The 23,829-nt window shown below is 64.1% G+C and carries 16 protein-coding genes; 4 read left to right on the plus strand and 12 right to left on the minus strand.

Annotated features, from left to right (window positions below; all coding sequences use genetic code 11):
- Nucleotides 1-128: 128 nt before the first annotated feature.
- Nucleotides 129-1,220, minus strand: a complete 1,092-nt coding sequence (locus ABMA59_RS30510) for a quinone-dependent dihydroorotate dehydrogenase (protein WP_349009146.1) — start codon at nt 1,218-1,220, stop codon at nt 129-131.
- Nucleotides 1,217-1,561 carry a DUF952 domain-containing protein gene (locus ABMA59_RS30515; RefSeq protein ID WP_349009147.1) on the minus strand — a complete coding sequence of 115 codons (345 nt, stop codon included), beginning with the start codon at nt 1,559-1,561 and terminating at the stop codon, nt 1,217-1,219. The genes ABMA59_RS30510 and ABMA59_RS30515 overlap by 4 nt, the downstream gene beginning before the upstream one ends.
- A 112-nt stretch (nt 1,562-1,673) precedes the next feature.
- Between ABMA59_RS30515 and ABMA59_RS30520 the strand changes: the two genes are divergently transcribed.
- Both ABMA59_RS30520 and ABMA59_RS30525 read left to right on the plus strand, forming a co-directional pair.
- Nucleotides 1,674-2,108 (plus strand): hypothetical protein, encoded by a 435-nt coding sequence (locus ABMA59_RS30520; protein WP_349009148.1) that lies wholly within the window; start codon nt 1,674-1,676, stop codon nt 2,106-2,108.
- 154 nt (nt 2,109-2,262) lie between these two features.
- Nucleotides 2,263-2,922, plus strand: coding sequence for a response regulator (locus ABMA59_RS30525; RefSeq protein WP_349009149.1), 660 nt, complete (start codon nt 2,263-2,265; stop codon nt 2,920-2,922).
- A gap of 41 nt (nt 2,923-2,963) precedes the next feature.
- Here the strand turns inward: ABMA59_RS30525 and ABMA59_RS30530 are convergent, their stop codons facing one another.
- On the minus strand, nt 2,964-6,458 hold the full coding sequence (locus ABMA59_RS30530) for a hybrid sensor histidine kinase/response regulator (protein WP_349009150.1): 3,495 nt from the start codon (nt 6,456-6,458) through the stop codon (nt 2,964-2,966).
- 664 nt (nt 6,459-7,122) lie between these two features.
- On the opposite strand from ABMA59_RS30530, the gene mscL reads away from it, so the two are divergent.
- Nucleotides 7,123-7,542 (plus strand): large conductance mechanosensitive channel protein MscL, encoded by a 420-nt coding sequence (gene mscL / locus ABMA59_RS30535; RefSeq protein WP_349009151.1) that lies wholly within the window; start codon nt 7,123-7,125, stop codon nt 7,540-7,542.
- Between the two features lie 80 nt (nt 7,543-7,622).
- Here mscL and ABMA59_RS30540 read toward each other — a convergent pair whose 3' ends face one another.
- From ABMA59_RS30540 to ABMA59_RS30580, 9 genes are all read right to left on the minus strand, one after another.
- Nucleotides 7,623-8,633: an NAD-dependent epimerase gene (locus tag ABMA59_RS30540; RefSeq protein WP_349009152.1), complete on the minus strand. Its 1,011-nt coding sequence runs from the start codon at nt 8,631-8,633 to the stop codon at nt 7,623-7,625.
- Nucleotides 8,634-8,716: 83 nt separating this feature from the next.
- The gene (gene galE, locus ABMA59_RS30545) at nt 8,717-9,703 is read right to left on the minus strand and encodes a UDP-glucose 4-epimerase GalE (RefSeq protein WP_349009153.1); all 987 of its coding nucleotides are present in this window, start codon (nt 9,701-9,703) and stop codon (nt 8,717-8,719) included.
- 98 nt (nt 9,704-9,801) lie between these two features.
- Nucleotides 9,802-10,707, minus strand: coding sequence for a phosphotransferase (locus tag ABMA59_RS30550; RefSeq protein ID WP_349009154.1), 906 nt, complete (start codon nt 10,705-10,707; stop codon nt 9,802-9,804).
- A complete protein-coding gene (locus tag ABMA59_RS30555; RefSeq protein ID WP_349009155.1) occupies nt 10,704-13,121 on the minus strand; it encodes a GcvT family protein in 2,418 nt (805 codons plus the stop codon). Before ABMA59_RS30555 ends, ABMA59_RS30550 begins: the two co-directional genes overlap by 4 nt.
- Before the next feature lie 198 nt (nt 13,122-13,319).
- Nucleotides 13,320-15,773 carry a GcvT family protein gene (locus ABMA59_RS30560; RefSeq protein ID WP_349009156.1) on the minus strand — a complete coding sequence of 818 codons (2,454 nt, stop codon included), beginning with the start codon at nt 15,771-15,773 and terminating at the stop codon, nt 13,320-13,322.
- A 53-nt stretch (nt 15,774-15,826) separates the two neighbouring features.
- A complete protein-coding gene (locus tag ABMA59_RS30565) occupies nt 15,827-17,788 on the minus strand; it encodes an ABC transporter permease (RefSeq protein WP_349009157.1) in 1,962 nt (653 codons plus the stop codon).
- Nucleotides 17,789-18,068: 280 nt separating this feature from the next.
- A complete protein-coding gene (locus ABMA59_RS30570; RefSeq protein ID WP_349009158.1) occupies nt 18,069-19,082 on the minus strand; it encodes a quaternary amine ABC transporter ATP-binding protein in 1,014 nt (337 codons plus the stop codon).
- Nucleotides 19,079-19,588, minus strand: coding sequence for an endonuclease domain-containing protein (locus ABMA59_RS30575; RefSeq protein ID WP_349009159.1), 510 nt, complete (start codon nt 19,586-19,588; stop codon nt 19,079-19,081). Before ABMA59_RS30575 ends, ABMA59_RS30570 begins: the two co-directional genes overlap by 4 nt.
- A gap of 1 nt (nt 19,589) precedes the next feature.
- Nucleotides 19,590-20,564, minus strand: coding sequence for an ABC transporter substrate-binding protein (locus ABMA59_RS30580; protein WP_349009160.1), 975 nt, complete (start codon nt 20,562-20,564; stop codon nt 19,590-19,592).
- A 1,397-nt stretch (nt 20,565-21,961) separates the two neighbouring features.
- Between ABMA59_RS30580 and ABMA59_RS30585 the strand changes: the two genes are divergently transcribed.
- On the plus strand, nt 21,962-23,827 hold the full coding sequence (locus ABMA59_RS30585) for a KpsE/RkpR family capsule polysaccharide export protein (protein ID WP_349009161.1): 1,866 nt from the start codon (nt 21,962-21,964) through the stop codon (nt 23,825-23,827).
- The last annotated feature ends 2 nt before the right edge of the window (nt 23,828-23,829 follow it).

The raw sequence follows: 23,829 nt of genomic DNA on the forward strand, positions 1-23,829 counted from the left end.
CCGGGAAACCTATCGTGCGGCCGCCATTTCGCAAATCATCTGCCGGCCTCACGGGTTTAGGGTCAAGGGCGAGACCTGGCCGTCTTCCCTATTGACATCGAAGCTTGCGAACGAAGCCGTGATGGTTGTCAGAGCGGCCGTGTTGCCCAGTGTTCGGTCCGTGTGTCGCGCAACGCCGCTATGTTCGTTACTCCCTCCCGCTGAAGCAGTTGGAGCATGTCATGCAGGATGCGGCCGGGCAGGGCGGGGCCGCCATAAATCAGGCCGGTATAGAGTTGGACGAGGTCCGCGCCGGCCTTGATCTTCTCCAACGCGGTCTCAGCGGAATCCACGCCGCCGACGCCGATGATCGCGGTTTTCGGCCCGAGCAGCCGGCGCATTTTCGCAAGTACGATGGTGGAGCGCTCGAACAGCGGTTTTCCGGAAAGCCCGCCTGTCTGTTTCGCCTGCACGGCATCGGCGAGCCCTGCACGGGAAAGCGTCGTGTTGGATACGATCACGCCGTCGATCGGATGCGCGAGCACTTCGGCGGCCACGTCCTGGAACTCGGTATCGACCAGATCCGGGGCGATCTTCAGGAAGATCGGCCGTGCCCGGTGCTGCGGGTCGGCGAGCCCTTGCCGCGCCGCGACGACCCGGCCGAGCAGTTCGGCCAATTCCCTGCGGGCCTGCATGTTACGCAGCCCGGGCGTGTTGGGCGACGAGATGTTGACCGTGAGATAGGAGCAGAGCGGCGCGAAACGCCTGATGCCAGCCTCGTAGTCGGCGATGCGATCCAGACTGTCCTTGTTGGCGCCGATGTTGACGCCGACGATGCCGGCCTTGCCGCGGCGAGCGATCAGCCGCGCCGCGCAGGCGTTGTGCCCTTCATTGTTGAAGCCGAGCCGGTTGATGACGGCGCTGTCGCGCACCAGCCGGAAAATGCGGGGTTTTGGATTGCCGGACTGCGGCAGCGGGGTGACCGAACCGATCTCCGCAAAGCCGAAGCCGAGCGACAGGATGCCGTCGGGAACCTCGCCGTTCTTGTCGTAGCCGGCCGCCATGCCGAGCGGATTGGGGAAATCCAGCCCCGCCACGCGGATAGCAAGGCGCGCGTCGCGCGGCGCGGGCCGGGCCAGCGGCATGCCGCATTTCAGTGCCCTGATCGACAGGCCATGCGCGGTCTCGGGATCTAGGCCGAACAGAAGCTGCCGGCCGGCCCGCTCGAACAACCCCGTCACGCTTCGAAATCCGGGAAGACATGGCCGTCCGCGCCGAGCGGCAGCGGCTTGACCCACCGCACGGCGCCGAGGTCGAGCGGGGCGTAGAGATGCGGAAAGAGCTCGCCGCCGCGCGACACTTCAAACTTAAGCGCCTCGCCGAGTTTTTCGGCATCGACCGCGACGAGGAGGAGATCGTCCTGGCCGGCGAAATGCCGCCGCGCCGTTTCGGGCGCCTGGGCGGCGGTCGAGAAATGGATGAAGCCGTCAGCAAGATCCACCGGCGCGCCGGTGAAAACACCTTGGCCTTCGGCCTCCCGCCACAGCGCTTGCGGACAAATCTTGTAGACGGTCTTGTGCATTACCGCGCTATAGGCCGAACTGGCACGCCCGAAAAGCCGGGATGAAGGGGCTTCGCAATTCCGGCATAAAGTCGTGGCAGGTTTTCCACTACAGAATCCCATGGAGGACGCCATGCGCCTGCTTCCCCTCATGACCATATCACTTGCGGCGGTGGTCCTATCGTCCGGGGCCTTCGCGCAAGACGACCGCTACGTGCTCGAAAAATCCGGGGACGGTTTTGTCCGCATGGACCGCAAGACCGGCGAGATGTCGACCTGCGCGCAGGACGGTGCGTCGCTGGTCTGCAAGCTGGCGGCCGACGAGCGTACCGCCTACCAGGACGAGATCGACCGGCTGCAGCAGGACATGAAGGTGCTCGACGAGCGGGTGGCCAAGCTGGAGAATTCGCTGGCCTCAAGGTTGGAATCCACACTTCCGAGCGAGGAGGAATTCCAGAAGGGTCTTGGCTATATGGAGCGTTTCCTGCGCAGCTTCCGGGACACGGTGCAGGGTTTCGACAAGGAACCGATGAGCCAGGGCGGTTCGGCGGGCCCGGACAAGACGTGACAAACCGAACATTCGCTGCTTTGGGGTCGGGCAGCCGGCCATAAGCAGTGTATCCGGGCCCTTTACCGCTTGAAATGGCGGACCGCAGCCGCATAATTGCGGCACGCATTCCGCTCCAATCAGAAAAAGGCGCAAGCGGGGTCGGGAGGGACATTTGCCGGCTGGCTACAGGTTCGTGATTGCGGATGATCACCCGCTGTTTCGTGGTGCGCTGAAGCAGGCGCTTACGGGTCTGGACGGCGTCGCCGAAATTCTCGAGGCCGGCGATTTCGAGACGACGAAGTCGCTGATGAGCCGCAATGACGATCTCGACCTGTTGCTGCTCGATCTTTCCATGCCCGGAGCGTCCGGGCTGTCCGGCCTGATCTCGCTGCGCGGCATCCATGCGTCGGTGCCGGTGGTCGTCGTTTCGGCGCATGATGACGCCGAGACCATCCGCCGTTCGCTCGAACTCGGCGCGTCGGGCTTTATCTCGAAGTCGGCGAGCATGGAGGACATCCGCGCCGCCGTGACGGCCGTGCTGGCGGGGGATATCGCAGCACCCGTCGGCGTTGATCTCGGCACCGAGCAGGACCCGGAGATTTCGGAGCTGATCCGAAAACTGCAATCGCTGACGCCGCAGCAGACGCGGGTGCTGGGCATGCTCGCCGACGGGCTGCTCAACAAGCAGATCGCCTACGAACTCGGCGTCTCCGAAGCAACGATCAAGGCGCATGTCTCGGCGGTGCTACAAAAACTCGGCGTCGACAACCGCACGCAGGCGGTGATCATGCTGTCGCGCATTGGGTCCGATCCGCTGCCGTCGATCAGTTGAGCATTTATTTCAGCAGACACAGGCTTTGAGAGCGCCCGCTCCTATTCCGCCGCCGGCGCCATGCGCCGGACGCGGGTCATCAGAGACCGCAGGGCGGCGGGTTTCACCGGCTTGTTGATCACCGGAACTTCCAGTGCGTCGGCGGCCGCCCGGACCTCGTTCGATCGGTCGGCGGTCACCAGGATCGCGGGTGTCCTCTCGCCCCAGCGGTCGCGCAGTCTACGGATGAGGTCGAGCCCGGTTTCGCCGTCGAGGTGATAGTCGGCGAGGATGAGGTCGATCCGGCCTGGCCGCCATGAGGCGCCAAGAATGTTCTCCGAGCCGGTCGCCGTCTCGACGTGGCAGCCCCAGCCCTCGAGCAGCAGCCGCATGCCTTCGAGAATACGCGCGTCATTGTCGACGCACAGCACGGACAATCCGCCGAGAGCGCCGGAAGCGGCGGGACGCGGCCTCGCCTCTTTCAGGGGGATCGGCTCGGAGGCCGCCGACACCGGCAGGATGACGGAAAAGCGTGTGCCCTTGCCGCGTCCCGAATCGATCTGGATTTCCAGCCGCAGGACGCGGGCGATGCGGTCGACGATGGAGAGGCCGAGGCCGAGCCCCTGCGCCTCGCGCGCACCCTCGTCCAGTCGGGTGAATTCGCCGAAGACGCTGTTCAGCTTGTCGATGGGAATGCCGATGCCGGTGTCGAAGATCTGGATCTCGGCAAGATCGCCCCGCCGCCGGACCCCGACCAGCACTGTGCCGGCGCGCGTGTATTTGATGGCGTTGGACACCAGGTTCTGGATCAGCCGTCGCAGCAGATTGCGGTCGGTCTCGACGGTCAGCGATGACGGCACGATGACGAGTTCCAGGCGCTTTTCGCGGGCCATCGGTTGGAAATCGGTGGCGATCTGACGCAACAGCCCGTCCAGCCTGAACACGGTCTCGACCGGCTTCATAGCACCGGCATCAAGACGCGAAATGTCGAGCACCGCGCCCAAAATGGTCTCGACCGATTCCAGCGAGGATTCGATGTTGCGCGCCGCCTCGGCTGCTGCGCCTCTGCCTGCGCGTTCGATCAGCGAGGCGCAATAGAGCCGCGCGGCGTTGAGGGGCTGGAGGATGTCGTGGCCGGCGCCGGCCAGGAAGCGGGTCTTGCCGAGATTGGCTTCCTCGGCCAGCATCTGGGCCTGCGCCAGTTCCTCGTTGACGCGCGTCAGTTCGACGGTGCGCAGGCGCACGCGCTGTTCCAGCGACTCATTGGCGCGCTTCAGCGCATCGTCCGCGGCGACGCGGGCGGTGATATCCGCATAGGTGGCCACGATGCCGCCGTCCGGCATTGGATTGGACCTGAGTTCGATGATGCGCCCGCTGTGCTTCAGTTCGAGTTGCCAGGGGCTGCCGAAGCTGGTGAAGCGGTTGAGGATGGCGACCGTGGCATCCGGCGGGATCTCGCCACGCGCGGCCAGGAGGCGAAGCACCTCGTCCAACGATACACCGACACGGCCCATTTCTTCGGGCAGCGAAAAGAGCGCCCGGTACTGCCGGTTCCAGCAGGTGAGGCGGAAATCCTGGTCGAAGACGGTGATGCCCTGTTCCATTTGATCGAGCGCGATCTGCAGCAGGTCGCGATTGTGCTGCAGCGCCTCGGTCGCGTCATCGAGCAGCCGGAAGGCGTCACGCGAGGATTTGTCCTGGCGCTGGAACAGCAGCGACAGGATCAGCCTCGCCGAGGACGAACCGACCGCCGTGGCCAGCAACTGCTCCGAGAAACGCACGACCGCCATGCTCGCCTGTTCGTTGCCGTCGAGCGGCGCGCCACCGGCGACCTCGAAATTCTGGAACGACCGCTCGGTGCGCTCGACGCCGAGATATTTTGCGATAGTGTCCTTCAAATCGTTGACGGTGATCGCCGTGCGGAAACGGCGCAGGCTGGGCATCGGGCTCGCGTCTCGCGGCACGAAGACCGCCGCCTGGATGCGTTCGAGCGGGATCGATGCCCGAGACAGCGAGCCAAGCACATAGAAAAGCAGGTTGATCGACAGGCTCCACAGCACGCCATGGTTCAATGGCTCTGCAACCGTTCCGAACAGGGCCTGCGGACGCAGCGCCTCGATGCCGAGCGGGCCTTCAGTCAGGATCGCCAGGTCGGGCGAGGCGAGCGATGGAAACAGCAGCGTGTAGCACCACATTGCAAGGCCGGCCGTCATGCCTAGGGCCGCACCGCGCGCATTGGCTCGCCGCCACACCAGCCCGCCGATGAAGGCCGGCGCGAACTGGGCGATTGCCGCGAACGACATCAGGCCGATGGAGGCCAGCCGGGCGTTGCCGGTGCTTTCGCGATAATAGAGGAAGGCGACAAACAGGATGATGAAGATCGCAGCGCGCCTGATGTTGAGGATGAGCGCCGACCAGTCGCCCGCCTCGCTGGCCTCCGACTTAAGCAACCTGCGCACGAACAGCGGAATGATCAGATCGTTGGAGATCATGATCGAAAGCGCCACGGTCTCGACGATCACCATGGCCGTCGCGGCGGAAAGTCCGCCGATGAAGGCGATCATCGCGAGCGTGTCGTGCCCGGTCAGAAGCGGCAGAGACAGGACATAGAGATCGCTGCTGGTCGCGGGACCGACATTGGTCACGCCGACGAAGGCGATCGGCAGCACGAACAGATTGATCAGGACGAGATAGAGCGGAAAGATCCAGGTGGCGCGCCGCAATTCGCCGCCGCCACGGTTCTCGACAATCATCACGTAGAACTGCCGGGGCAGCATGACGATGGCGAAACCGCTGATGACGGTCATGACCAGCCAGGTGCCGAGCGACGTGCGGTAGCCCATCGCCGCGCCGACATCTTCGTTCTCGGAGAGTTTGCCGATGAGGTCGCCGGGACCGTCGAACAGCACGAAGACGACGAGCAGGCCAATCGCCAGGAATGCCGCCAGCTTGACCACGGATTCGACCGCGACGGCGAGGATCAGTCCGTCCTGATGTTCGGTGGCATCGGCGTGCCGCGTGCCGAACAGCACGGCAAACAGCGCCAGCAGCAGCGCCACGACCAGCGATATGTCGCTGAGGAACGGGTCGAAGGAGGGCGGGGCACCGGTATAGTGCTCGATCATCAGGCTGACGGAGCCCGAAATCGCCTTTAGCTGGAGCGCGATGTAGGGCACCGCGCCCACCGTCGCTATCAGCGTGGCGATGGAGGCCACCGAAAAGCTCTTGCCGTAGCGGGCTCCAAGGAAGTCGGCGATCGAGGTGATCTTTTCTGCCTTGGCGAGCCGGACGATGCGGCTGAGCAGCGGATAGCCGAACACGAAGACCAGAACCGGGCCGATATAAATCGCCAAGAATTCCAGCCCGCGCTCGGTGGCGAGCCCAACCGAACCGAAGAAAGTCCACGACGTGCAGTAGATGGCGAGACTCAGCGCGTAGATATAGGGGCGAAGCCGGCTGGCGCCTACCGTGCGAGCCCAGCGGTCGCCAAGGCTGGCGATCACGAAAAGCAGCGTCACATAAGCGATCGCGATGATGACGACGAACCAACCCTGCACGCGGACCTCCTGACCGGCATGGGATCATCATTATCGCAGCAAAATCAACCGCGGCTTTGGGCGTGGTTTGAGCGATGCCCAACCTTCATCGTCGCCACGCTGCGGTATTCCGCCCTGGCCATTGATCGAAGGTGGGAAGCGGGGCGCAGGGCCGAGCCTCTCAAAGTATTTTTACGCGGCGCGAACCTCGCGCCCCGCCGGCGTGCTTGCCCGACCGCTGATACCGCCCACTCGATCCGGGGCGCGTCGTCGCGATCTGGGCCCCGGGCGTAAAGGCTCTCGCCAGGCCGCGCACCGTTACGCGGCCATCCCGGCGCCGTCGCTCTCCCCTGATACCCGGTGCGCACCAGGTCTCCCGCGAGAGCGATGGCGATAAGGATAACGGAGCCGGAGAGGGTGGGGAAAAATCCGCCGAAAAAACTGCCGACAAATTCTTTTTCTATCGGCAGCATGAACAATTTCAACGTGTTGCGGACGAAATCGGAATCGGCTTGTCAAGCGGACGTCCCCCTTTTTTGCAGGGGGCTTGGCGCCATCGCCTGCCGCTCGGGCCACATTTCGTCACTTCGTGAGGGCGGGATAACGGGTTCTGCAATCGCACTTTTTTGTTATTGTTGATTGTACCGGCGGGATTCGGGACGGCCGGCCACTCATGGAGGGTGCTATGATCAAGGAATTCCAGGAGTTTATTTCCAAGGGCAATGTCATAGACCTCGCCGTCGGTATCATCATCGGCGCGGCGTTCACGGGGATTGTCAACTCGCTGGTCGGCGATATCGTCATGCCAATCGTCGGTATGGCCGGAAGTGCGGACTTCTCCAACTATTTTTACCCGCTTTCTGACGCGGTAACGGCAACGTCACTGGAAGAAGCCAAGAAGCAGGGCCCGGTCTTCGCCTATGGCAACTTCATCACCGTGGTGATTAACTTCCTGATCCTCGCCTTTATCATCTTCCTAATGGTCAAGGGTGTGAACACGATGCGCAGGAGGCTCGAAAAGCAGAAGGAGGCCGCACCGGCGGCCCCGCCGCCCGCCGACGTGCAGCTTCTGACCGAAATCCGCGACCTGCTCGCAAGGAAATAATCAGTCAACTCAGACCGATGGCGTGGCATCGCGACCCGCGCCGTCAGTCGATCCGTAAATGCCGCAATCTCCGGTGCCGCTCAGGCGACGCCGTAAAATTCCTTGTACCATTCGACGAAGCGCCCAATGCCCACATCGATTGGGGTTTTCGGGCGGAAACCTGTCGCCACCGCCAGCGCTTCGACATCGGCGAAGGTGCGAGGCACGTCGCCGGGCTGCATCGGCAGCATGTTCATGACCGCCCTGCGGCCGGTCGCCTCTTCGATGCAGCGGATGAAATCCATCAGTTCGACCGGGTCGTTGTTGCCGATATTGTAGATGCGGTAGGGCGCCGCCGACGTGCTCGGGTCGGGCTCGGCCCCGCTCCATTCGGGATTCGGCCGCGCGACCGAATCCAGCGTGCGAACGACCCCCTCGACGATATCGTCGATATAGGTGAAGTCGCGCGCGTGCTGGCCGAAATTGTAGACGTCGATAGGCACGCCGGTGATGATCTTCTTCGTGAACATGAACGGCGCCATGTCCGGCCGGCCCCATGGCCCGTAGACGGTGAAGAAACGCAGCCCGGTGACCGGCAGGCGGTAGAGATGCGCATAGGAATGCGCCATCAGCTCGTTGGCCTTCTTGCTCGCGGCATAGAGGCTGAGCGGATGGTCGACGTTGTCCTCGACGCGATAGGGAAGGCTGGTGTTGGCGCCATAGACGGAACTGGACGAGGCGAAGACCAGATGCTCGACGCCGCCGTGCCGGCAGCCTTCCAATATGTTGAGGAAGCCGATGAGATTGGAATCGGCGTAGGCGTGCGGATGGGTGAGTCCGTAGCGGACGCCGGCCTGCGCGGCCAGGTGGACGACGCGCTGCGGCGCGTGATCGGCGAATATGGCCGCCATCGCCTGCCGATCGGCAAGATCGGCCTTGATGAAGGTAAAGCCGCTGCGCCCCGCCAGCCGCGCCAGCCGCGCCTGCTTGAGCCTGACGTCGTAATAATCATTGACATTGTCGAAGCCGACGACCTCGTCGCCGCGATCGAGCAGGGCTTGCGCGGTTGCCGCGCCGATGAAACCGGCGACGCCGGTAACGAGAATTTTCACGCTGCCGTTCTCCTGTCGGCGCCGCTTCCGCTGCTGCCGAGCGGTGACGATCCAGGCCGAGCCAATACCGGAAAGCGACGCTTTCAGCTATTGCGTCTTTTCAGCGCCTCCTCCCAGCGCAGCGCATGCGTGACGATCGTGTCGAGGTCGTCGAGTTTGGGCCGCCAACCGAATTCGCGCTGCGCCCGCTCGGAATTGGCGACGATGGAGGCGGGATCGCCGGGGCGGCGGCCGCTGATGCGGACGTCCAGATCGTGGCCGACGACACGGCGCACGGCGTCGATCACCTGCAGGACGGAATAGCCCGTGCCATAGCCGCAATTGGCGATCAGGCTGGTTCCACCGGCGCGCAGGCGCCGTAACGCCAGCAGATGCGCCTCGGCCAGATCCCAGACATGGATGTAGTCGCGGATGCAGGTGCCGTCCGGTGTCGGATAGTCGGTGCCGAAGATCTCCATGAACGGCCGCTTGGCCGTCGCCGTCTCGCAGGCGACCTTGATCAAGTGCGTTGCGCCGCGCGTCGATTGCCCGGTGCGCCCCTTGGGGTCGGCGCCGCAGACGTTGAAATAGCGAAGCGCGGTATAGGCAAACGGGTGCGCGGCGGCGGCGTCGCGCAGCATCAGCTCGGTCATCAGTTTCGAGGTGCCGTAGGGCGATTCCGGCAGCGTCGGCGCTTCCTCGACAACCGGCGCGCCGTCATTGCTGCCATAGACAGCGGCGGTCGAGGAGAAGATGAAATGCGGCACGCCGGCGCGCACGGCGCTTTCGATCAGGGCGCGCGACTTCACCGTGTTGTTGAGATAGTAGCCGAGCGGATCGGCGACCGATTCCGGCACGATGATCGATCCGGCGAAATGGATGACGGCGTCGACGTCGCGGCGTTTCATCGTCGATTCGACGAGGTCTTGATCGGCGATGTCGCCGACGACCAGCTCGGCCTCCGCCGGGATCGCCCATTCGAAGCCGGTCGACAGCCGGTCGACGACGACCACGTCCTCGCCTTCGTCGAGAAGTTTCCAGACCATGTGGCTGCCGATATAACCGGCGCCGCCCGTGACCAGAACCGTCATGGAAAAATTCCTGTTGGCCGTGGGAGCAGGCTAACAGCCTTGCCTTGATGCTTGCTTACGAGAAAGGGCCGGGCGCCGGGCGGGCGAGAATATGGTTCTCAACCTCTTACGGCGGCAACATGGCGGCCAAAATCCGCAGTGCCCATCAGCGCCTTGCAGCGGGAGAAGCGGCCGTCCGCATAGGCGCGAAAATCGTTCACCGGATTGTTGTTGGCAAGCTGGATCAGGCCCCACAGCGTCCACAACAGGTCGCACATCGCCTTGTAGATGACGACGCGGCCGCGCTCGGCGCGGGAGGGGACTCCGCCGAAATAAGCGGAAATCATCTCCTCGTCCTGTGCCTCGTTGAAACCGCCCTCTACGGAGAGGTCGCCGAGATCCCACATCGGATCGTTCATGCCGGAATACTCCCAATCGACGATCCACATGCGCGAACCGGTATCCAGAAAGTTTTCGCAGAGCGGATCGCAATGGCAGGCCGTCAGCGGTAACGGCCGGGCGGCGAGCGCGGCGCGCACCGTCCCGGCCTCGCGCACCACGTCATGATAGCCGTCAGGCAGCACGACATCCTTGGTCGACAGGATTTTCAGGTAGTCGTCGATCATCGAAAACAGTTCGAAGCGGAACGGGAACACTGCGCCGGACGCATGCAGCTTTCGGAACGCCTCGCCGGCGCGTGCCGGAGCGCCCGCGCGCGACTTGAATTTTTCAGGCGACATGGTGACGGCGCCGTCGATGAAACGTGTCACCATCACGCCGGACTTGTCGTCGGAGTGGATGACCTCCGGGCTGACGCCGGCCCTGGCCGCCTCGCGCGCCGCGACGGCCTCGTTGGCGCGGTTGATGTATTCCTCCGTTCCCTTGCCGGGAATGCGCAGGCAAAAATCGCCGGCGCGGAAGACGAGGTTGGTGAGGCCGCCGAGGCGGACGATCTCGCCGCGATAGTTTGCGAGCGGCAGGATGCCTTGGAGTGCCGCGCGGGCGATCGAGAGATCGTCGCTCATGCCTTAAGCCTCTCCATTTTCGGGTCGTAGAGCACGCGCGGGCCGCGCGTCGCGGCATAGGGTTTGCCGAACGCCTCTATCGTGAAGGCGCTTTCGCCGGAAAATTCCGCCGGCAGATAGCCGAAGGCGATGGTCTTGCCGAGCGTGTAGCCGTAGCCGGTCGACGAGGTCGAGCCGACGACCTTGCCGCCGAGCAGGATCGATTCGCCGCCATGCAGTGGCGCGAAACCGTCGATGGTGAAGGAACAGAGCTTGCGCTTGACGCCTTCGGCTTTGATCTTCGCCAGCGCCGCGCGGCCGATGAAGTCGCCCTTGTCAAGCGCCACGGCAAAGCCCAGCCCCGCCTCGTAGGGGTTGTAGTCGGGCGTGATGTCGCCCGACCAGTAGAGATAGCCCTTTTCCATGCGTGCCGCGTCGATCGCCCGGTAGCCGACATTGGATATTTCGAACGGCTCGCTGGCGCCGAGCAGGGTCTCATTGACATGGCAGGCAAATTCCTGCGGTACGTAAAGTTCGTAGCCGAGCTCGCCGACATAGCCGATGCGCACCGCCAGCGCGCGGGCGTTGCCGACCTCGATCCAGCGCGCCGCCAGGAACGGATGCGCCTCGTTGGAGAGGTCATCGTCGCTGACCGATTGCAGGATTTTTCGCGACAGGGGGCCGCACAAATTGATCGTGGCGTACTGGCCGGTCACATCGCGGAAGCCGATGCCCTCCGGCAGGTGCGTGCGCACCCAGTGGCCGTCGCGGATGCCGAAACCCGAACCGGTGACCAGATAAAGCAGGTCGTCACGTATGTGAATGATGGTGACGTCGGCCTCGATGCCGCCGCGCTCGTTGCAGAGCTGGGTGTAGACGGCCTTGCCCGGCGCGCCGCCAAGATCGTTGGCGGCGATGTGCTGCATGGCCTTCAGCGCGCCCTTGCCGGAAATCTCGAATTTCGAGAACGAAGTCTGGTCGATCAGGGCCGCCCGCTCGCGGATGGCGCGCACCTCCGCGCCGACCGCGTCGAACCAGCCGGGCTTGCCCTCGAAACTGCCCAGTTCGACGGCCTCGCTGCCGGGCAGCGCGAACCAGTTCGGCCGCTCCCAGCCGAATTTCGAACCGAACACCGCCCCGCGCTGGCGCAGCGTCTCGTGCAGCGGCGAGCGGCGCAGGCCGCGCCCGGCATGCGCCTCTTCGGCCGGCCAGTGGATTTTGTAGTAGGCGCCGTACGCCTCGATCGCGCGTTCCTCGAGATAGCGGCCCTGCGCCTGCACGGCGCCGAAGCGCCTGACGTCGAAGGGCCAGAGGTCCATGCCGGCGTCGCCGTGCAGGATCATGTTGGACAGCGCCAGCCCGGCACCGCCCGACGCCGCGATGCCGGCGGTAAAACCGCAGGCGACGTAGAAATTGTCGAGTTCCGGCGCGAGCCCCATGATCGGCTCGCCATCGTAGGAGACCGGGATCGGCCCGTTGATAACGGTCTGGATGCCGATCTCGTTCAGCACCGGCAGGCGCTCGGCGGCGGGCAGGGCGAACAGCTCCAGCCGCTCCATGTTGGGCGCGAACAATTCGCGGCCGAAATCCAGCGGCGGCATGCCCCGATGGAAACCGACCGAGCCGTCTTCCCAGCCGCCGATGGCGAAGGAGCCGGTGTCGGGCTTCAGGTAGAAATTGTTGTCGGGGTCGCGCAGCGTGGTCAGGCCGGGATCGAGCGTCAGCTTCTTTTCGGTCAGGAAATACTGGTGCTCGACGATGCCTGCCGCCAGCGGCACGCCGGCCATCTTGCCCACCCGCTTCGCCCACAGGCCGGCGCAGTTGACGAGGATGTCGCAGGAGATGGTGCCGCCATTGGTCGAGACGCCGACGGCGCGGCGGCCCTCGACGACGATCTCTTCGACGCAGACGCCTTCTTCGATGCGCACGCCGTTCTGCCGCGCGCCCTTGGCATAGGCCATCGTCAGCGAATAGGGGTCGATATAGCCGTCGCCGGGGATGAAGGCGGCGCCTTCGATGCCGTCCTTGACGATGAAGGGGAAATGCTTTGCCGCCTCGTCGGCGCTGAGCGAGTGGCATTCGACGCCAAAACTTTTTGCCTGGCCCATGGACCGGCGGATCTCGCTCCAGCGCGCGGCGCTGCCGGCGAGCCGCAGCGACCCGACCTTCTTCCAGGCGATGTGCTGGCCGGTCTCGGCTTCGAGCCGGTCGAACACCGCGACCGAATTCTGCATGAGCCGCGTGAGATTGCGTTTGCCGCGCAACTGGCCGACGAGGCCGGCGGCGTGCCAGGTGCAGCCATGGGTAAGCTGCGCCTTTTCGACCAGCAGCACGTCCTTGGCGCCGTCGCGGCCGAGGTGGTAGGCGAGCGAGGTGCCGATCGCCCCGCCGCCGATGATGAGGATCTTTACGTGGCGGTCAGCGCGGAAGGGCATGGGAATATCCAGAGCATGTGATCGGAAGCACCCCCACTCCGGCCCTTCGGGCCACCTCTCCCCCTGCCCGGGGGAGAGGAAGGCAGCGTCGGCGATTGGCGCTAACCTTGCGGCCGGTCTTCCTCTCCCCCGGGCAGGGGGAGAGGTGGCCCGAAGGGCCGGAGTGGGGGTGGTTGAAACGGTGACGAAGAGGCGGCTTCATCCCTTCACCTTGTCGCCCTTGGGGTCGTAGAGCGGCTCGAGGTGGATGCGGGCAGGGGTCTTTTCCATCGCCACGACCAGTTCGTAGTCGCCGGAGCCAAGGAAATCGTCGTCGACGCCGTCGGCGTTGCGCACATAGCCGTAGCCGATGTTCTTGCCGACCGTGTAGCCGTAGCCGCCGGACGACAGATAGCCGACCGGTTCGCCGTTGCGCAGGATGGTCTCGCGCCCGACCAGCACGATGTCCGGATCGTCGACGGTGAAGCCGGCAAAACGCTTCTTCAGCGGCGCGCCGTTGATCTTCTCCAGCGCGCGGCGGCCGACGAAGTCGGTGTTCTTGCGCAGTTTCACAGCCCAGCCAAGCCCGGCCTCGAACGGCGTGTCGTTGGGCGTGATGTCGGAGCCCCAGGCTCGATAGCCCTTTTCCAGACGCAGCGATTCGAGCGCGCGATATCCGACGGGGCGGATGCCGTGCGGCGTGCCCGACGCCATCAGCGCGTCGAACACCTTTCCAGTCGCTTCGATCGGGATGTGCAGTTCCCAGCCGAGTTCGCCGACATAGGTCACGCGCAGCGCCCGCACCGTTGCCCCGGCGATGCCGATCTCGCGCACATGGCCGAACGGGAAGGCGGCGTTGGAGACGTCGGCCTCGGTGACGGCGGCCAGCACTTTTCGGGCGTTCGGCCCCATCAGCGACAGCGTACCGTATGTCTCGGTGATGTCCTCGATCGATACGTCGAAATTGTCGGGGATGTGGTCGGCGATCCAGGCGCGGTCGTGGGTACGGAAACCGGTTCCAGTCACGACATAAAAAAGATCGTCCGAGAGCCGTGCGACCGTAAGATCGGCCTCTATGCCGCCGCGCGTGTTGAGCAGTTGCGTGTAGGTCAGCCGGCCGGCGGGCTTGGACACGTCGTTGGCGCAGATCCAGTCCAGCGCGCGCGCAGCGTCCGGGCCGCTCACTTCATATTTGGCGAAGGAAGACTGGTCGAAAATGCCGACATGCTCGCGCACGTGCCGGTGCTCGTCGCCGACCGGAGCGAACCAGTTCTGCCGGCCCATGGAATAGATGTCCTTCGGCTCGGTACCATCGGGCGCGAACCAGTTCGGGCGCTCCCAGCCGAGCTTCGAGCCGAATACCGCGCCATGTGAGTTGAGCCGGTCATACAGCGGCGAGACGATCGCCGGACGGCCGGAAAGGTACTCCTCGTGGGGGAAGCCGATCGTGTAGTGTTTTCCGTAGGCCTCCAGCGTGCGGTCGCAGACCCATCGCCGGTCGCGATGCAGGCCGGAAAAGCGCCTGATATCGACGACCCACAGGTCGAGCGGCGCCTCGCCGTCGACAACCCATTGCGCCAGCACCCAGCCGGCGCCGCCGCCGGATGCGATGCCGAAGGCGTTGAAGCCGGCGCCGACGAACATGTTCTTGCACTCCGGCGCTGAGCCGAGGATGAAATTGCCGTCCGGCGTAAAACTTTCCGGCCCGTTGATCATCTGCTTGACGCCGATGTGCTCCAGGGCCGGGACGCGCGCGATCGCCTGCGTCATATGCTGCTCGAAATGGTCGAAATCGTCGTCGAACAGCCGGAATTCCCAATCGTCCGGCACGTCGCCGCCGCTGAGCCCGGTGTCCCAGGCCAGTGGGTTCGGCTCGTAGCCGCCCATGACGAGTCCGCCGACCTCTTCCTTGAAATAGGTGCGGCGGTCCGGGTCTCGGATCGTCGGCGCGTCGGCGGCCAACCCGTCGATCTTCTCGGTGATGATGTACTGGTGCTTGACCGGCTGCAGCGGCACATCGATGCCGGCCATGGCGCCGACCTGCCGCGCCCACTGGCCGGCGCAGTTCACTACCTTCTCGCAGGCTATGTCGCCCTTCGTGGTCTTGACGGTGGTAATGCGGCCGTCGGTGATGTCGAAGCCGGTGACGCGCACCTCCTCGAACAGTTTCGCGCCATGCATACGCGCGCCCTTGGCGAGCGACTGGGTGATGTCGGAGGGGCTGGCTTGGCCGTCGGTCGGCAGCCATGAGGCGCCGACGAGGTCCGAGACCTCCATCAGAGGCCACATCCTTTTGACCTCGGCGGCATCAAGCAGGTGCATGTCCATGCCGAAGCTTTTTGCCGTCGTCGCCAGCCGGCGGAATTCCGTCCAGCGGTCCTGGTTGGTGGCCAGCCGCAGGCAGCCGGTCATCTTCCAGCCGGTTTCCAGCCCGGTCTCGTCCTTGAGGGTCTTGTAGAGATCGACCGAATATTTCAGCACCCGGGTAATCGAGGCGGACGAACGCAACTGGCCGACCAGCCCGGCGGCATGCCAGGTCGAGCCGGAGGTCAGCTTGCCTTGTTCCAGCAGCACGACGTCGGCCTTGTGGTCGCGGGCGAGGTGATAGGTCGTCGAGCAGCCGATGATGCCCCCGCCGATGACGACGATCTGGGCCTGCGTGGGGAAAGTCATAGGTGTTTCATCCCGTTCGGATTCTTCTTGTTGTCGGTCATTGGTTCGGCGCCTCAGGCAAGGCCCAATCGGGCGCGAGTCCGCGTGGCGCCGGCGGCAATAAGGCGGTCGGCTATGATGGCGATGAAGGCGACGGCGAGCCCGGCCACGAGGCCGCGTCCGGTATCCGCCTTGGTGAGCGCGATGTAGACTTCTTGGCCGAGGTCCCGGGTGCCGACCAGCGCGGTGATCACCAGCATCGACAGCGCAAACATGATCGTCTGGTTGAGGCCGAGCATGATTTCCGGCAGCGCCAGCTTCAGCCGGATCTTGGTAAGAAGCTGCCACGGCGTGCAGCCCATGGCGCGGCCGGCCTCGATGACCCTCGGATCGACTTTTTGCAGGCCGAGCACGGTGTAGCGGATGGCCGGCGCGATGGCGTAGGCGACGATGGCGATCATCGCCGTGAAGTCGCCGACGCGGAACAGCATCACCGCCGGCATGAGATAGACGAAGGACGGCAGCGTCTGCAGCGTGTCGATGATCGCCTGCACCCACTGCCACAGTTTCTCGCGCTCGGCGACGAGGATGGCGATCGGGATGCCGATCAGCGATGCGATAACGACCGAGATGCCGCAGAGATAGACGGTGACCATCGCCTTTTCCCACTGCCCGGTGGCGGCGATCAGGAAGGCGAGGGCACCCACCAGCGCGGCGAGGCGCTTGCCGCCCAGCCGCCAGCCTGCGAAGGCCAGCATGGCGACCACGCCGAGCCAGGGCAGGCCGGCCAGAAGCCGCTTGAACGGTACGAGGATGTTGAGCAGAACGGCATTCTTCAGCGCCTCGAAGGCGTCGAAGAAATTGACGTTGATCCACCCGACGACCTGCGAGAAGAAGGTGCCGGTCGAAATCTGGAGGGCTTCCGGATAGGTCTGCACGGCGGGCAGCGCCAGCCCTATGACGAAGGTCACGGCGACGAGCGCCAGGGCGGCGACTGTATAGGGCGCGCGCGCCACCAGGTTTGCCGGACGTTCCGCATGCGCGGCCGTTCCGGCCTTGGCTGCGAAGGCCTGGCTCAGCCGGTCGAGCGCCACCGCCAGCGCGACGATCGCCAGGCCGGCTTCCAGGCCGGCGCCGATGTCGAGGCGGCGCAACGCGGCGAGCACATCGAAGCCGAGCCCGCCGGCGCCGATCATCGAGGCGATGATGACCATGTTGAGCGACAGCATGATCACCTGGTTGACGCCGACCATCAGGCTGTCCTTGGCCGAGGGCACCAGCACCCGCCACGTCATCTGCCGGCGCGTGCAGCCGATCATGCGGCCGAGATCGTGGATTTCCGATGGGATCGATCGCAGCGCGAGCATCGTTATGCGGGTCATCGGGGGCATGGCGTAGATCAGGGTGGCGACGATCGCCGCCGTCGGTCCGAAGCCGAACAGGAACAGGATCGGCACGAGATAGGCGAAGACGGGGATGGTCTGCATCAGGTCGAGGAGCGGCGTCAGAGCCGTCTCGAAACGCGGCCAGCGATAGGCGGCGAGTCCCAGCGCCAGCCCGCCCGCGACGCCGATCGGCACAGCGACGAGGATGGAAGCCAGCGTCACCATGGCGCTCGTCCATTGCCCGAACACGGCAAGGAACAAAAAACAGCCGCCGGCAAGCAGCGCCAGTCTTCGCCCGCCGGCATAAAAACCCATCAAGGCGACGATGCCGACCACCGCGATCCACGACAGCGGCGGCACGATCTGCACGGCGCTCGACCCCTGGCCGGAGAGGAAGCCGGTGGCGAGCAGGCTGAGCACCGCGCGGTAGGGCACGTCGATGATCGCCGCGATGAACCGCGTCAGTTCCGTAAAACTGAACAGGCCGAAGCTCGCGTCGTTGAGCAGCCACTTCATGGCGTCGCCGATCCAGCGCTGTGCCGGGACCTGCCAGGCTTTCGGATAGTCGAACGCCCATTTCGCGATCGGTTCGCCGAACTGCCAGAACGCGACGAAGACGGCGAGCGCCGCCAGCCACGGAAGGGACAGCATGCCGCCGTCGATTCGCGGCGAAGCACTAGGAGCGGTAGCGATGCCGGGAGCGCTCATGGCGGCGTACCGGCTGATTTGCGCGGGGACCGTGGGTGCTCCGTCACACCCCCCTCTGTCCTGCCGGACATCTCCCCCTCAAGGGGGGAGATTGACCCGCCGCTTAGGTTTCGCCGATCAACAACGTTCCAGGAGACGGCGCGCGCGCGGAACTGCAGATCTCCCCCCCTGAAGGGGAGATGTCCGGCAGGACAGAAGGGGGTGCGAAGGAGCACTAACATTGTCACCCCCGCATCATGATGTCGATGACGTCGGCACGGTGCAGCGCGCCAGCGGTGCGGCCCTCGCCGTCCTCGACCCGAAGCAGGTCGACCCCGGCGCCGAAGCGCGGCGCTGCCTCCGCAACGGTCGCGCGGGCAGGAATGGCGGCGCCGTTCAGGCCGGCGGGCGCCGGCTTCATCACCGATCCGACCTTGACCACCTTGGCGCGCGGCACGTTGCGGGTGAATTCGGCGACGTAGGGTGTCGCCGGATTGAGCACAAGATCCTCCGGCGTGCCAGCCTGGACGATCGCGCCGTCCTTCATGATGGCGATGCGATCGGCCAGCCGAATCGCTTCGTCGAAATCGTGGGTGATGAAGACGATGGTCTTCTTCAGCACCGATTGCAGGCGCATGAACTCGTCCTGCATTTCGCGGCGGATCAGCGGGTCGAGGGCGGAAAACGGCTCGTCGAGGAACCAGAGTTCCGGCTCGACGGCGAGCGAGCGGGCGATGCCGACGCGCTGCTGCTGGCCGCCGGAGAGTTCGCGCGGAAAGAACGCCTCCTTGCCGGAAAGCCCGACCAGTTCGACCATTTTTTTCGCGCGGGTCTCGCGCGCGGCTCTCTCCATGCCTTGGACTTCCAGTGGGAAGGCGACATTGGCGAGTACGGTGAGATGCGGCAGCAGGGCGAAATTCTGGAAAACCATGCCCATCTGGTGGCGGCGGATTTCCACCATGCGCTTGTCGCTGGCGGCGAGCAGGTTCTCGCCGTTGAACAGGATTTCACCGGCTGTCGGCTCGACCAGCCGCGACAAGCAGCGCACCAGGGTCGATTTTCCCGAGCCGGACAGGCCCATGATGACAAAAATTTCGCCCTCATGGACCTCGAGGTCGACGGCGCGCACCGCCGCGAAGAGGCGCGCAGCCGCTATCTCCTCTGGCGACGCGCTCTTGCGGCCGCCGGCGAAAAACTCCACCGCGCCGGAGCCGAACAGCTTCCAGACATTGCGGCAGACAAGTTTGGGCACGCTCATCCCTCCCCCTTGAGGGGAGGGTGGCCGCGAAGCGGCCGGGTGGGGTCGTTTCGGCCAAGTGCAGCCCTTCTTATTTCTTGGCCTATGTGCCAGACGCTGGCCATGACGTCCGGATGGTCAAATCGAACGACCTCATAGCCAAGGGAACGCAAATATTGATCCCGGTTCCTGTCGTGGCGCTTTCCTTCCAAGGTTTCGTGCAAGTCGCCATCGATCTCAACGATCAGCTTCGAGCCGAAGCAGACAAAATCGACGATGTATGGACCGATCGGCGACTGCTTGCGAAAGCGCAATCCGTCGCGCTTCAACGCGCGAAACTCGAGCCACAGCAAGACCTCGGCCTTGGTCAGGCTGTGTCTCAGCGATCGCGCCTTGTCGCGAAGCTCGGGAGTGACCCGTGTGTTCGTCATGGTCGTGGATAGATGCTGTTCATCGGCGAGGACCCCACCCGACCGCCCTGCGGGCGGCCACCCTCCCCTCAAGGGGGAGGGATTGCCCGCCGTCATCCTACTTCTTGATCCACTCCGACCAGCGAGGCTCATTCTGCCCCATCCATTCGGTCACGACCTCGCCGACCTTCTTGCCGTTGAGGTCGACCTCGGTGATCATCTGACCCATCTCGTCGTTGTTGAGCGAAAACGCCTTGATCGCCTTGTAAGCGCCCGGCCACTTGTCCTTCACGCCGGCCCAGCCGACCTTCCAGATCTCGCCGTGCGGCTTGCCGCAGTCATAGGCCATATCGGGATTGGAGCCCCATTTCGGGTCTGAATAGCACTCCTTGGTATATTCCGGAAAAGCCACCCACTCGCCCTTGTATTTGGCCGGCGCCCAGTGAGGCGCGTAAATCCACAGCATGATCGGCGCCTTGCGCTGGTAAGCCGATTCCAGTTCGGCGAAGAGGGCCGCGTCGGTGCCCGCATGCACCACCTCGAAGGGCAGACCAAGCGCTTCGACTCGCTCGTCGTCGAAGCCGCCCCAGGTCACGGGCCCGCCGAGATAGCGGCCTTTTGGCGCGGTCTCGGCTGTCGAGAAGGCCTCGGCGCATTTTTCGTCCTTGAGCGCTTCCCAGTTGGGCAGACCCGGGCATTTTTCCTTCATGTATTCGGGAAACCACCACTCTTCCTTAGCCTGCATGCCGGTCGGGCCGAAAACTTCGGTCTTGCCGGTGGCGGTGGAGGCGTCCATCGCATCGCGGCCGGTCGTTTCCCACATTTCCATGGCGACGTGCAGGTCGCCGGTTTCCAGCCCGGCGAACTGGGCGAGATAGTCGGCCTGCACATATTCGACGCTGTAGCCGGCCTTCTTCAAAACCTCGCCCATGATCTCGGTGGTGATCAACTGCCCCGTCCAGTCGTGCAGCGTCAGCTTGATCGGATCGGTCGATTCCTGGGCAATAGTAGTACCGGCAAAGGAAAGACACAGTGCGGCGGAAAGCGTCAGCGCTTTCGCAACGGATCTGGTCACGCGCTTCTCACGAAACATTTCGAGTCTCCTGTTCACCCTCTATTGTTTTCTTGGACTGCGAGTTCCCCGCCGCCTCGCTCATGGCGAGAAGCAACCGCCGTCGATCCCTGCACTTTCAGTCAGGTGCGAGCAGATTGTCAATTAAACACTGTGGCTTTTTCTGCCATTTTGACCGAACGATTTTGAGTGTATGCAAAGAACGCCACGCAATTTCGACGGATGCGGGCAGTCGAGCGTGCTTTTTCGAGATGTTCCGCGGCAATTTGGGATCGACGAAGCCTCCGTGACGCATGGCGTTTGACGACGGGGCGATGGGATGATTCCGTTAGCGTTTCGGCGTATATGTCGACCGAACGATTTGCCGTGTTGCACCGCCAAAGTGGCGGTCGCATCGGTTCTGTGCTTTAACTGTCGGGATTTTGACAAACTCGGCAGTCATGGGCTGCCGTGCAAACGGCATTCTATATGAAGTCCAACAGGTGGGTGGGCACGTGAACGAGAACGACACCATCAACGCGATTGTGGAAGCATTGCGGCTCGATCCAGATTTCGGCGAGGCGTTCGCGCCGGCGCGCGCGCCGGCGGTCGATGCAGGTCCGCGCTTGGGGACGGTTGGCTTGGTCGGTCCCGACCCGATCTCCCCCGCACCGCAACCTGTCCTACAGAAACCGGTATCGGAGCTGTTTGCCGGGCGATCGTCGGCCGTTCCGCCCGCCGCAAGACGGGCCGATTCGCCAGCCTCGCCGGTGACGTCGCCGCCGCGGCCTGCATGGCCTGTCAGGACGCCAACGCAGGTGCCGCCGACCATCGAGCGTCCCCAAGCCCCGCAAGGTGTCCCGTCCCAGCCTCAGGGTATCCCAGTGCAAAGGCAGGCGCTTGGTCTTGTTCCGCCGAGGCCCGTGGCGCCGACAGTCGTCCGCGATCCCATGCCGACGCCCGCAAACAGCTTGGCGGAGCCGCGACCGGGAGCTTCTCCCAGTGCTCCCCCTCGGGTCGAACAAAGCCTGCAGACGAACGAAATTCTTCGCCCGGCGGCAGACCGGCCGGTGCCGATGCGGCCGCTGCCAGAGGGTGCGGTCACGAAATCGCCACTTCCCGGAGACAGGTTCTCGCCTATGCCGACGGCGTTTTCCGTACGGCCGCAGTCTCAGCCAGCTGCCGGGATTGCTCAATCGGGGGATGTCGCGGCACCACCAGCACGTACGACGGCGGTCGAGAGGCCGACACTGGCGCCGACAAGGCCAGTCTTGGAGAGAACCATGGATCAAGCCAAAGCACTCGAAAGGCGTGAGGCGCCGTCAACGCCGTCCGCGACCGTTCCGCCTGCCGTGGCCGACACATCGCGGACCGCCGCCAGCGTTTCGCGGCTTGCAAGTATCGCGGCCGAGGTTGCCGCGGCCAGGGCTGCCGCTCGGATGCCGGCGGCGCCAGTTGCGACCCCAGCGCGATCAGAAACGACGCAGGGACTACCGGCTCCAACGCTGCGCACGCCTGCGAAAATTGACGTGGTCGTACCGGACAGCGGAACGTCACGCATATCTTCGAAGCCAACGTCTGAGGGTGTATTCGATCCCGCGGCTGAGGCGAAGGCCGAGCGTGCGGTGGAAGAAACCCGGATGGCGTTGAAGAAGGCCCGCGCCGACACCGAGAAAATAAAAGCCACAAGTGGGAAATCCGATCCCAAATCGGTCAGACGCGCGGAAATCGCCGTAAGGAAGGCTGAAGTGACATGGAAACGCGCCAAAATCGCGTTGAAGGAGATCGTGGCAGCAAAGCCTTCAGTGGTGGCGCCGAGCATTGCCGCTGAGCCGGTGACGCCTGTCGGGGCCGATACTCAGTCGGCTCCGTTTCGGTCGGCCTCCGTAATCCCCATAAGATCAGCTTCGACAACGGCGTCAGCAATGCCGGCAGTCAGCAAGGCGCCAGCACCGGCTGCGGACCGTACGCGGCCCACGGCGGTGCCAGCACCCGCCGTCGCCACGACTGCTTCGCCCGCTGTCGCCAAGGCTCCCGCGCCTGCCGTTGCTAAGGTGCCCGCGCCCGCTGTCGCCAAGGCTCCCGCGCCTGACGTCGCCAAGGCGCCTGCGCCCGTGTTGCCGACGCCGATCATCCCTCCGCTTGTGCCTGCGCTGGAAGAAACAAGTCCTCTCGGACTGCTGGCGCGCCTTCGCAAAAAGGTCAGCGGGGCGCAGTTTTCTTTCATCGCTGTGGTACTCGTGCCGGTCTTGCTGATCGGGCTCTATTATCTTTTCCTCTCGTCGGACCAATATCGGTCCGAGATGCGCTTTGCCGTGCGCGGCACTGAGCGCTCGACTCTTGAAAACCTTGGGCTCAGTGCGATCCCAGGCGCGACCGAGCAGGCGGGCGACGCCTATATCGTCATCGACTACATTCACTCGAAGCAGGTCATTCTCGATATCCAGCAGAAGCTCGGCATCGATCTCCGCCAGTTCTTTTCCAAGCCGGACATCGACTTCGCGTACCGCATCGATCCGAACATGCCCTTGGAAAAGTTTATCAATTACTGGCGCTGGATGGTCGATGCGAGCTATAACTCGACCACGTCGATCACAACTTTCGAGGTCACCGCCTTCAACGGTCCAGATGCCGCGGCGATAGCCGATGCCGTGCTGAAAGTCTCGACCGAACTGGTCAACGACCTGTCGACGACGGCGAGGCTTCAGTTGATTTCCAACGCTCAGAATGAAGTGACCCGGACCGAGAATCGGCTCGTCGCGGCCCGGCAAGCGGTGGCATCGTTCCGAGACAGCACGCAGATCACGGACCCTGCGGCTCAGGCGGGACTCGAACTCGCCCTCATCCAGGGGTTGGAACAGCAGATCATCGAAGCCAAGTCGCGCCGGGCGGCCCTGCTTTCGACAGGCGCTGCCGACTCGCCATCGGTACGGGTTCTGGATCGTCAGATCGAAGCGCTTACCGCCCAATTGGAGGCTAAGCGCCAAGTGATCGGATCCGGTGGCGCTGCGAAAAGTGGCGACGGTCGCACCTTGACGACCAAGCTCACCGAGTACAACGCGCTGGCACTTGAACAGGAATTCGCGGAAAAGGCCTATACGACCGCGCTGGCCTCCCTGGAGACCTCGCAGGCCGAGGCGCGCAGGCAGGATCGCTATTTCGCAATTGCTGTCGAGCCGAATGTTCCGGAGATAGCGCTCCATCCGCTGCGTATGATGAACACGCTGATAGCCTTCGCCGCGCTCTGCGTCATCTGGCTGATCGGATACCTCATTGCCCAGGCAATCCGCGATCACACGGTGTGATC

The sequence above is a fragment of the Mesorhizobium yinganensis genome (assembly GCF_040081985.1).
Classification (GTDB): Bacteria; Pseudomonadota; Alphaproteobacteria; order Rhizobiales; family Rhizobiaceae; genus Kumtagia; species Kumtagia yinganensis.